The organism is Segatella albensis DSM 11370 = JCM 12258, assembly GCF_000426565.1.
GTDB classification, from domain to species: Bacteria; Bacteroidota; Bacteroidia; order Bacteroidales; family Bacteroidaceae; genus Prevotella; species Prevotella albensis.
The window spans coordinates 32,740-43,443 of record NZ_AUFP01000014.1 but is presented as its reverse complement, the minus strand read 5'-3'; the positions used below and the strand labels follow the sequence as shown (position 1 = coordinate 43,443).

At 38.9% G+C, this 10,704-nt stretch carries 9 protein-coding genes; 2 read left to right on the top strand and 7 right to left on the bottom strand.

The window, feature by feature from the left end; all coding sequences use genetic code 11:
- Positions 1–382: 382 nt before the first annotated feature.
- A complete protein-coding gene (locus K333_RS0108430) occupies positions 383–2,830 on the top strand; it encodes an SLBB domain-containing protein (protein WP_024990421.1) in 2,448 nt (815 codons plus the stop codon).
- 2 nt (positions 2,831–2,832) lie between these two features.
- Positions 2,833–3,906, top strand: a complete 1,074-nt coding sequence (locus K333_RS0108425; protein ID WP_027452565.1) for a Wzz/FepE/Etk N-terminal domain-containing protein — start codon at positions 2,833–2,835, stop codon at positions 3,904–3,906.
- Positions 3,907–3,997: 91 nt separating this feature from the next.
- On the opposite strand, the gene K333_RS0108420 is transcribed toward K333_RS0108425, so the two are convergent.
- The 7 genes from K333_RS0108420 to K333_RS0108390 all read right to left on the bottom strand — a co-directional run bounded on the left by K333_RS0108420 (position 3,998) and on the right by K333_RS0108390 (position 10,703).
- Positions 3,998–4,981 (bottom strand): type II toxin-antitoxin system antitoxin SocA domain-containing protein, encoded by a 984-nt coding sequence (locus K333_RS0108420; protein WP_024990420.1) that lies wholly within the window; start codon positions 4,979–4,981, stop codon positions 3,998–4,000.
- A 7-nt stretch (positions 4,982–4,988) separates the two neighbouring features.
- Positions 4,989–5,336 carry a type II toxin-antitoxin system MqsR family toxin gene (locus K333_RS0108415; protein WP_024990419.1) on the bottom strand — a complete coding sequence of 116 codons (348 nt, stop codon included), beginning with the start codon at positions 5,334–5,336 and terminating at the stop codon, positions 4,989–4,991.
- A gap of 353 nt (positions 5,337–5,689) precedes the next feature.
- Complete coding sequence (locus K333_RS0108410) at positions 5,690–6,712, bottom strand: NAD-dependent epimerase/dehydratase family protein (RefSeq protein WP_024990418.1); 1,023 nt, start codon at positions 6,710–6,712, stop codon at positions 5,690–5,692.
- Positions 6,713–6,733: 21 nt separating this feature from the next.
- Entirely contained in the window at positions 6,734–7,867 is a 1,134-nt protein-coding gene (gene glf / locus K333_RS0108405) for a UDP-galactopyranose mutase (RefSeq protein ID WP_024990417.1), read from the bottom strand.
- A 59-nt stretch (positions 7,868–7,926) separates the two neighbouring features.
- Positions 7,927–8,709 (bottom strand): DUF4422 domain-containing protein, encoded by a 783-nt coding sequence (locus tag K333_RS0108400; RefSeq protein ID WP_024990416.1) that lies wholly within the window; start codon positions 8,707–8,709, stop codon positions 7,927–7,929.
- Positions 8,699–9,595, bottom strand: coding sequence for a glycosyltransferase (locus K333_RS0108395; RefSeq protein WP_024990415.1), 897 nt, complete (start codon positions 9,593–9,595; stop codon positions 8,699–8,701). The genes K333_RS0108400 and K333_RS0108395 overlap by 11 nt, the downstream gene beginning before the upstream one ends.
- Positions 9,582–10,703: a glycosyltransferase gene (locus K333_RS0108390; protein ID WP_051230914.1), complete on the bottom strand. Its 1,122-nt coding sequence runs from the start codon at positions 10,701–10,703 to the stop codon at positions 9,582–9,584. Before K333_RS0108390 ends, K333_RS0108395 begins: the two co-directional genes overlap by 14 nt.
- Position 10,704: the final 1 nt, after the last annotated feature.

Here is a 10,704-nt window from a genome sequence, read left to right as displayed (position 1 = left end):
AGGGGTTGTCGCTGGGATAACCGGGGGTCGCCATAGCGTACCCTCGGATATAGAGATACAATCCACACACCACACCCCGGAGGGAGTGTCCGCACTGCGCAGAGACAGTCACTCCTCGGTCTCCCCTTCGGGGAGAGGACTATAGAGGACACCACCACATCCGACGGCACGCAAAGATATACATTTTTATAGGGGAAAGATGATGATTAAACATATTTAACACGGTGCAGCCCTATCGGCTTCAACGGGAAATTCTATACCTTCCCCTACTTTATGACATTCCTATTAAAACAATTCTGTAAAAATCGCCCCACTTTCACAAAAATATATTAACTTTGCAACTGTTTGTATAATATCAGCGAAAAATAATAAAGGCATTACAATGAAAAGAATTCTATTCGCATTATTGCTATCCATCATATCTATGGGCGCTTCAGCTCAGATGAACGACTCACAGGTGATGGACTATATTCAAAGCGCGACGAAAGCAGGCAAGTCGCAAGGTCAGATCACTGCTCAACTGATGCAAAGGGGTGTCAAGATAGACCAGATCAGAAAGATACGCAATAAGTATAACAGCGAGAACGATAAGAAAAACGGCTCTGCTGACGATACCAATACGAATAGTAAACTGCGAAAAAATAATGGTGACAAACCAAGAGACTACATGAATAGCAACCTTTCCGACAAATTTGATAACGAAAATAACAGAAAGGCTTATTCTAAATATAACAGAAACCCCAATGAACTCGATGAGGACGAGGAGTCTGATCTGAAAGAATCAGAAAAAGAAGATAGAACCAAGAAAGTATTCGGTCGCGATATCTTCAACAACAAGTTGCTCAGCTTCGAGCCTAACATGAATATCGCTACCCCATCCAACTATGTTCTCGGTCCGGGCGATCAGGTTGTCATCAACATCTATGGCGGTTCTCAGAGCGAACAAACCCTTACGATATCACCGGAAGGAACCGTCGTAGTACCAAACTATGGTCCTATCCACCTCAGCGGTCTCACCGTAGCCCGCGCCAATGCGAAGCTCCGTCGCACCCTCGGTTCGCGCTATCAGAGCAGTCGCATCAGCACATCAGTAGGACAGACCCGAACCATCAGTGTCAATGTGATGGGTGAGGTGAAAGTGCCGGGCACATATACGCTGAGCGCCTTCGCTACCACCTTCCATGCCCTCTACATGGCTGGCGGTATCAACGACCTAGGAACTCTCCGTAATATTAAGGTATATCGTGGTGGTAGACTCATCAGCGTGGTCGATGTCTACGAGTTTATCATGAACGGTAGACTTGCCGGCAACGTACGTCTGCAAGACAACGATGTCATCGTAGTAAGTCCATACGACTGTCTCGTTCAGATTACCGGAGCCGTTAAGCGCCCTATGATCTACGAGATGCGCAAGAACGAGAGCGTTGCCACCATACTGAAATACGCGGGAGGGTTCGCCAGCAATGCCTACAAGAAGCAGATCAGATTACTCCGTGCCAATGGCAAAGAGAAACAAGTATATACCATCGATGAATTCGACATGAGTGGATTCAAGGTGATGGATGGCGATACCCTTCGCGTTGACTCTATCCTCGACAGATATGAGAATATGGTAGAGGTGAAAGGTGCTGTGTTCCGTCCGGGCCTCTATCAGCTCGGTGACCAGATCACTACCGTGCGATCACTCATCCAACAGGCACAAGGCCTTACCGAAGAGGCGTATGGCAAGCATGCCGTCATCCAGCGTATGAAGGAAGACCGCACAAAGAAGACCATTGCCGTAGATATCGAAGCCATCATGAATGGTTCTGCCGCTGATATTCCATTGCAAAACGAGGATGTTATCTTCATCCCTACTGAGGCTGACAAGATAAAAGCACGCACACTCACCATCCATGGCGAGGTGCAATTCCCAGGAACCTATGAATATGCTGACAATACAACCATCGAAGACTTCATCGTACAGGCCGGTGGTCTCACCGATGCAGCCTCTACAGCAAAGGTTGACGTGAGTCGTCGCATCCTCGACCCATCTTCTACCTACTCTAGCAAGAAGATTGCCGAGACCTTTACCTTCACTCTCGAGAATGGTCTCATCATTGATAAGACCAACGACTTCTTCTTGCAGCCATACGATCAAGTATATGTTCGTCGCAGTCCGGGCTTCAAAGAGCAGCGCAATGTGAGCATCGAAGGTGAAGCCCTATTCCCGGGCGACTACACCCTCACAACTAAGAATATGCGACTCAGTGAACTCGTAAAAGCTGCCGGTGGTGTGACACAGGAAGCCTACGTGAAGGGAGCCCGCATAGAGCGACTCATCAACGAAGAAGAGCGTCTACGCATGGAAACCTTGATGCGCACAATCAAAGGCCAAGATGACAAAGACACGATCAAGACTGAAAAGATAGACTTAGGTGATACTTATTATGTCGGTATCAACTTGGAGAAGGCGCTTAAGAATCCTGGCGGTAACGAAGATATCACACTGCGTGAGGGCGACCGCCTCTTCATCCCTGAATACAATGCAACCGTCAAGATCAGCGGTGACGTAATGTATCCTAATACAGTATCTTACATCGAGGGCAAGCCGGTAAATTATTACATCAACGAGGCCGGTGGTTATAGTGCAAGAGCCAAGAAGAGCAAGACCTTCATCGTATACCAGAATGGTAAAGTAAGCGTCAAGGGTAAAAATAAGATTGAGCCAGGTTGCGAGATCATCGTACCAAGCAAGCCAAAGAAGACACCAATGAGCCTTACTGGTATCTTAAGTATCGGAACAACATTAGCATCACTCGCTACCGTCATCGTAGCATTATTAAAATAAGAATGATGGAAGGAAATAAAGAGATAAAGGAAACTGTCAAGAATAAGGGAGAAGAAGCCATCGACTTCGTTGCCATCGGAAAGGCACTCTCCAAAAACTGGATGTTGTATGCCATCATCGTACCTATCTTTACGATAATAGGTATCATATATGCCAAAGGATTGGTCAACATCTACGAGAGTCAGGTGATGCTGGCGCCGGAATTAAACTCCGGTGGTGGCGGAGGTAGCCTTAGTTCATTGGCATCTCGATTTGGATTAGGCGGTAGAGCCACCAACAAAGATGCTGATGCTATTGTGCCCGATCTATATCCAGACCTCATCAATTCCGTCGACTTCAAAACCAAACTCTTCGATGTCAAGGTACATCGCAAGAACAATCAGATGGAAATGACCTATTATGATTATCTTCTCAAATATCAGAAGACACCTTGGTGGACCCATATTTTCGGCAAACAGCGCACCGATACCATCAAGACGGAGCCTGTGAATCCGTTCATGCTTACGAAGAAACAAACCAATATCGCTGAAGTTATCAACAAAAATGTAGTATGCGATGTCGATGACAAGACCTCCGTCATCACCATCACAGTGACCGATCAGGACCCACTCATCGCAGCATGCATGGCCGACAGCGTGAAAGCTCGTCTACAAAAGTTTATCACAGACTATCGTACTGCCAAGGCGCGTCGTGACCTCTCCTACAACCAAAAACTTTACAACGAGGCTAAGCGTAAATACATCGCCGTCAGAGAGCAATATATTGCTTATAGTGATGCCAACCAAGACATTATCTTAGAAAGTGTACGCAGTAAACTCGAAGACTTAGAGAATGACATGCAACTCAAGTATAATACCTATACGGCTCTTGAACAAGGTGTAGAGCAGGCACAGGCCAAGGTACAAGAGGTTACCCCAGCCTTCACTACTTTGCAGAGTGCCACAGTTCCCGTTGACAAGAAAGCACCTCAACGTAGTAAGATTATCATAGCATTCATCTTCGTGGGTCTCATCATCTCTACAATCGTATCGCTCTTTAAAGAAAATCAAATCAAGCCCTTACTGGGAATGAAATAATAAACAAGCAAGAACCGCCAACAAGTAGCATGTGATGCACTTTGCTGGCGGTTCTAACATAAAAACCCTTAAACTAGACAGAATTATACAATTACAGCCCTTTCAGATTAAATGCCATATTAAAATCCAATAACATTCTTGTATCTTTATATTTCATCCAAACATCTTCTGCGTGACTTAAGTCAGAAGCCTGAGAAGCACTCATTTCATGGAATCGCTCATATACGACATTCAGTATTTTCAATTCCACATCCGAGAACTCAGACGGATCATACATAGAATTAGAGCACAGTTTCTGCCCGTCCACCCCATCAGCTATATGTATTAAATCTTGTTCTATATCATCAAAAACACTATACACCCTCTCCCATCTTAAAGGCACAGGACCACGCTGAATAGCCCTATAACTCAAACCAGACATCGCCACGCCACGCAACTTATAACTATAGAAGTCTGTATAAAACAATAATTTATTCATCATTGTTGTCCACACCCCATTCATTCGATTAATGAAATATAGCATCATATTGCGCACATGATCAACACTCTGAAGAGCGAAACCATTATATAAGTCTCGCCTAAGTTCCTGGAATACCATTTTCATATTCCTGTCATCATCGCTATACAAGTGTAAACTGTTCATCTTATCCACCATCTTGGTAAACTCATCCTCACTAAACTGGTTTTTCGAATTTTCCAAGAATGTTTTAAACACGAGTGGATTTTTAATCGACATCAAAATCTTACCATTCGTCTCACTTGGCATATCTCCGTTTTCATACAATCGGTACTGATTATCACCGAATCCAAGAATCCGTGACATTTTTACAGCCGATAAATTATACATTTTCCGAATCTTCGCAATTTCGTCTACAAATGGGATACCATATTTTGCACGATATTGATTATACACTTGTCCAATATTCAACTCGTCCAAATGTTCCGTAGTGAAACATTCCTTAGTGTCATCACATTCATAATACAAATGCATATATGCCCACTTTTCCTTACGATAAGTAAGCACAGATTCTTCTTTTTTCAATGTGGCATTTCCGCCAGTAAATGGACTCTTCATGCTACTATTATTTTAAAGGATATTTCATTTTATGTTCTGCTATATGGAAAGATATACAAATCGTACTATTACCAGGGACTCCCATCGTTATTTTGATATACACTTCACGACCTTTCACATCCTTGCCAAAAACCCACATATCACTTAGATGATTCAATGTATCAGGGATAGGTCCTTCGGAATAATCTTTAACCTTCAATTTCATGATAACATCAGTACGATATCTAGGAGTAATATCCAATTCCGCCAATATCTGAACATTTTTCTCACGATCTTCACGATATACGATATTATATATCTTCACTTTCTCTTTAAAGTTGAGAAGAAAACGTTCTACTTCATCTTTTGTAGCCATTCCTTTCTATTTTACCGTGCAAATATACACGTTTTCATTGTATTCCAAAAATATTTTTGTTAATTTTTCAACTTTAGCGTTTATATTTAGCACTTACATTCTAATATAAATACATTCCTGTCTCAATTTCATAGAAAAACAAAATCGCAAAGATAACACATCTATGTTATCCTTGCGATTCTCGCAATGCTGCTGTTTATGCTTATGAGCATAAACAGAAAAGACTTAATCTCAATACTTACTCATAATTTCACGGAATCTTCTACTCCATGCTTTTCTATCTTCGAAAGGATTGACAGCAGACACATATCCTATAGTTCTTTTATCCATAATATCTTATTATAACATTTCTATTATTCTAAATATCCATTCCGATTATCCTTGAACCAATCTTGCAACGCCTCCTCGAAAGAATACTTAAATTGATAACCACAATTTTTCAACTTCTTACCACAGATATTTGTAGATATCTGCAATTTCTTTACACGAGCAGGACAAATACCCATAGGTGCACCAAGCGCACCAAGTACAGCTGCTGTAGGCATAATAATCCAGTTAGGAACATTAGGAATCCAAGAAGTCAACCCAGTAACCTTCTTCATTACCTCACAGATATGCTGGATTGTATAGGCAGGTTCAAAGCAACAGTTATATATTTCCACACCATGAGGATGCTGCTCCACACGATAAAGCATGAAATTCACTAACTCCTTCACATAGATACAAGCCTTAATTGTATCCGTTCTACCAGGATAAGCCATCTTATGACCACGAATTGCCCAATACAAACGAGTAAAGTTTCCATTTTCGCCTTTACCAAAGACAACACCAGGACGACAGATTGTCAATTGTCTGTTTTCCTTATCCCTAGCCTGCCAAATCATGTGGATTTTCTCAGCTACCAGTTTCGAAATACCATAAGCCGTATTAGGAGTAGGCAACGTAGTTTCCTCTTTTAACTGTTCTGCAGCACCATAAGGTGCAATACTTGAAGTAAAAACGATCCTCTTGATACCATATTTCTCTGCAAAAGCCGTAACATTCTCAGCTCCTTTCTGATTTGTCTCAAAATACTCATAATCAGGATATCCTGGCGTACGATGTACTGCAGCAAAATTAAAGATGATATCTTCAGGAGTTGGCTCAAATGGCAAGTTCTCTATTGGTTTACGAATGTCACATTCTACGAAAGTAGAAGTCAATTCTTCACCATCCAATAAGGGAGAATGATATGTCGCCTTTCCTGGAAGAGGTAATGGTGTTCCTGGCTTAACAATATCTAGATTATAAACCTTTGCCTGAGGATTTCTCTGATGTATTAATTTTGTAAGGTGAGTACCGATAAAACCAGTCCCACCAGTAATAATATAATTCATCTCTCAATTTTTTATTAATAATTAAACTTCAAAAAAAGCATCAAAGGCTTTCTCAATAATTGGAGCCATATCATAATACTTATATTCTGCCAAACGACCACCAAAAATTACATTTGACTGCTTAGAAGCCAACATTCTGTATTTCTCAGCCAATTTATTATTCTTCACATCGTTTACTGGATAATATGGTTCCATTCCATCCGACCATTCCGTACTATACTCACGACTGATAACAGTTTTTGGATTATCATAAACCGCATCACCAAAAGTCTCGAAATGTTTATGTTCTATTACTCTAGTATAAGGCACCTCTGCTTCTGTATAATTTACGACCGCATTTCCTTGATAATTAGCTTCATCTATCACTTCCGTTTCGAAACGAACAGTTCGATAGTTTAGTTTGCCAAATTGATAATCAAAATACTCATCAATCTGTCCTGTATAAACAACCTTATCAGCTATTGATTCCCAATACTTTCGATTATCGAAGAAGTCCGTATTAACTTTTGTCTCGACACCCACAAGTAATCCATCTATGAGTTTGTTATATCCACCAACAGGAATACCTTGATAAGAATCCTTAAAATAGTTATTATCAAAAGTAAAACGTACAGGAAGACGTTTAATGATAAATGCCGGAAGTTCCGTACACTTACGTCCCCACTGTTTTTCGGTATATCCTTTAATCAGCTTCTCATAAATATCCTTTCCTATCAATATCTGAGCCTGTTCTTCCAAATTACGAGGTTCCTCCACCCCATCAGCCTTCATCTTAGCCAAAGCTTCAGCCTTCTGTTCATCTATCTTAGCCTGCGCTTCAGCAGGAGTTCTCACTCCCCACATTTCAAAGAAAGTATTCATATTGAAAGGCAGATTATACAATTCTCCTTTATAATTAGCTACTGGAGAATTCGTATAACGATTGAATTCAACAATAGAGTTTACGAAATTCCAAACTTTTTTATTCGAAGTATGAAAAATATGAGCACCATATTTATGAACATTGATACCCTCTATATTTTCACAATAAATATTTCCACCTAAATGTGAGCGCTTATCAATAACAAGACTCTTTTTACCTTTAAGATGCGCTAAATGCGCAAAGGTTGCACCAAAGAGTCCTGCACCAACTATAAGATAATCATATTGCTTCATCTGTTTATATTTTCTATATGTAATATTAAAAAATTAGTTTTATCAAGAATAAATATCATTTAAAAACTCTTGTCATATTTCACATGAAACAGCTTTGCCATAATAAAACCTAAAATTTTTTTTGGCATATTCTGTTTTCCGAAATAGATATAACCTATTTCTTTATATTTAATATCATTCTTCTCTATCCAGACATCCAATAGACGCTCAGCAACTCTACCTATTAATCTAGCCTGAAAAGCATCCATATTTTTCAGATCATACTTTGATTCCAATTCCTTTAAAATAGGGAATAGCCATTCACAGTATCTATGAAACAGTTCTTTCTTCATAATAAACATATTAAAAAGATGCTCAGATCGTTCTTTCATATGTTTATCAAAAGCATCCAAATACTCTGGGCACATGCTAGAAATGATATCTCGTGCTTGATCAAACTGCTCTCCATAGAAGGTATGGTCATAATGAGAGTAAACAGTCTCAATATATAGTTTTCTCTTCACAGGAAGAATAAGATCATACTTTGCACACAATTTCTCAGCTTCTTCAGAATTTAAGATACTATTAAATTCAGAATTTTTCTTTTTAAATTTGAAATGACGCCTATAATGTGACAATCCTATATAATCTGCATCTAGATTCTTCCAAGCCCAGTATATAGCAGTAAGTTCACAATAATAAGGATTAAGAGTGGAAATATTATCACCCTCATTGTCCTTTTGAAATCCCAAATTCAGATTTTTATGAAGTTCAGCGCCTACCTGTACAGGAATATATATATCAGAATTTGGAACATCACAAGCTTTATGCGCAGCAATCAGGATTTTAATATTATTCTTCATAGTTATTTTTTCTTCCACGATTAAAATACTTTATAAATTTTACCAATTCTCTAATATCTAGACGCAATGTGAATCTTAAGCAATAAGCTATGAAGAATATCCACATTTTCTTTCTTTTTTCAGGATACGTCTGATAAATAAAACCCTCATTTCTATAATAATAATGAGACATTTTTTTAGGCTTAATCAATATTTTAGGTTTCGCTAAGAATGGGAAGACTCCCACTCTCATACCTTTTTCTTTTGGATGATAATGAATTGCGGAAGTCACAGTATACAGACCAATACCATAATGAACAGCTCTCGCCATATACTCTTTTTCATCTCCCCAGATAAACATTTCTTTTTTCACGAGACCAATCTTTTCTATAATACTCCGTCTAATCAATGTACCATTATAAGGATGTATATCATTAAAGTATCTTTTCTTCTTCAGTTCACATACGAGATTAGAACGATGACTTCCTCTCGCCCATCCAAAAGCAGTATGCTGATGATCATCCTTACAAACAACCAAAGCATTTAGAATTACCTCTTTATGCATCGTCTCTGCAATTTCATCATAACTTTCTCTAATGTTTCTTACTTCATTCTGATCTGGAATTCCATCATCATCCATCATAAGAATCCATCCATAATCATGATCCATCATATATTTCATACCAGCATAGAATCCGCCAGCACCTCCCAAGTTCTCTTGATGGATACAGAACAATCCTTGCTGTTCTTCAAGCCATTCTTCGGTTCCGTCAGAACTTCCATTATTTACAACAAGAATATCAAGATCATCGTATGATTGTTGTTTTAATGCATTGATACATTCTTTAAGATCATTCAATCTGTTATATGTCACTACAGTAACAAGAATCTTATTATTTCCTTCCATATTCTTTGAAATACAGTTTTCTAATTTCTTCTGCTGTCTGATTAATATCATATCCAGCTCTTTTGATAGCCTCTTTATTATATGCCCTATCGTGACGAGAGCATTCCTGAATTTTTTCCATCCACAAATTCATATCCGACAAAGGCAGAAAATATACATCATCTACGATTTTCATCGTTCTCGGAACTTTCTCGGATGCTATCACAGGCACACCTACAGCCTGCGCTTCTACCCCGACTAAACCTAAACCTTCAAATCGAGAAGGAAACAGAAAAATATCCATGGCCTGCATATAATCCTGCACTTTATCTACATTTCCTGTGAAGATTACGTAATCTTCCAGTTCGTTTTGGCTCACTTGTTCTACAACGTCATCCATAAGTTCACCATCTCCAACCAAGAGCAACTTTACATTTGACTTTTGAGATACTAAAATCTTCAACAATCGAATAAGATACTCATGATTCTTCTGAAATGCGAATCTTCCGACATTACCTAACACAAGAGTATCATCCGACAATTTCAATCGACTTCGCATATCACGACGCATTTCTTCACACGGGGAAAACAAATCCAAATCTATGCCATTATTGATGATTTTTAATCTCTTTTGCACTATCTTTTTAGGAAATTTCCATATTCCAGCTTCATAAGAGCATGCACAATACTGATTAGGTAGATAGCGAAGAACTGGATAAGAGAACGACTTTATCAGATTATATTTAAAACTTCTCCTGAAACCAGTACAATGAGAATGCACTATAATATTCTTTACACCACATACCTTACATGCAAGCGTACATATTGTCAACACACTTACACTGCCAGAATGAACATGAACAACATCATATTTATGTATTCTCAAGAACTTGATAAGTGGAATTAAAATATTTGCTCTTAAACCACCGGGATTGAAAGTTAGATTCAATTCAAATAAAGATCCATGCAATTTTTCTATAATCTGTCTATAATAACTATTCTCACAATTATATAGAGTCAAAACATCAATACACATATTATCCATATTAATATGCTTCATAACATTGATGAAAAATGCCTCTTGACCACCAGACAATATTGGCTCGCCTGTAAGTTCTAATACTTTCATT

Bases quoted from the DNA above. Each gene is read 5' to 3' on its own strand.
- K333_RS0108395 (WP_024990415.1), bottom strand. From the start codon at position 9,595: ATGGAAGGAAATAATAAGATTCTTGTTACTGTAGTGACATATAACAGA.
- K333_RS0108410 (WP_024990418.1), bottom strand. From the start codon at position 6,712: ATGAATTATATTATTACTGGTGGGACTGGTTTTATCGGTACTCACCTT.
- glf (WP_024990417.1), bottom strand. From the start codon at position 7,867: ATGAAGCAATATGATTATCTTATAGTTGGTGCAGGACTCTTTGGTGCA.
- K333_RS0108430 (WP_024990421.1), top strand. From the start codon at position 383: ATGAAAAGAATTCTATTCGCATTATTGCTATCCATCATATCTATGGGC.
- K333_RS0108425 (WP_027452565.1), top strand. From the start codon at position 2,833: ATGATGGAAGGAAATAAAGAGATAAAGGAAACTGTCAAGAATAAGGGA.
- K333_RS0108415 (WP_024990419.1), bottom strand. From the start codon at position 5,336: ATGGCTACAAAAGATGAAGTAGAACGTTTTCTTCTCAACTTTAAAGAG.
- K333_RS0108390 (WP_051230914.1), bottom strand. From the start codon at position 10,703: ATGAAAGTATTAGAACTTACAGGCGAGCCAATATTGTCTGGTGGTCAA.
- K333_RS0108400 (WP_024990416.1), bottom strand. From the start codon at position 8,709: ATGAAGAATAATATTAAAATCCTGATTGCTGCGCATAAAGCTTGTGAT.
- K333_RS0108420 (WP_024990420.1), bottom strand. From the start codon at position 4,981: ATGAAGAGTCCATTTACTGGCGGAAATGCCACATTGAAAAAAGAAGAA.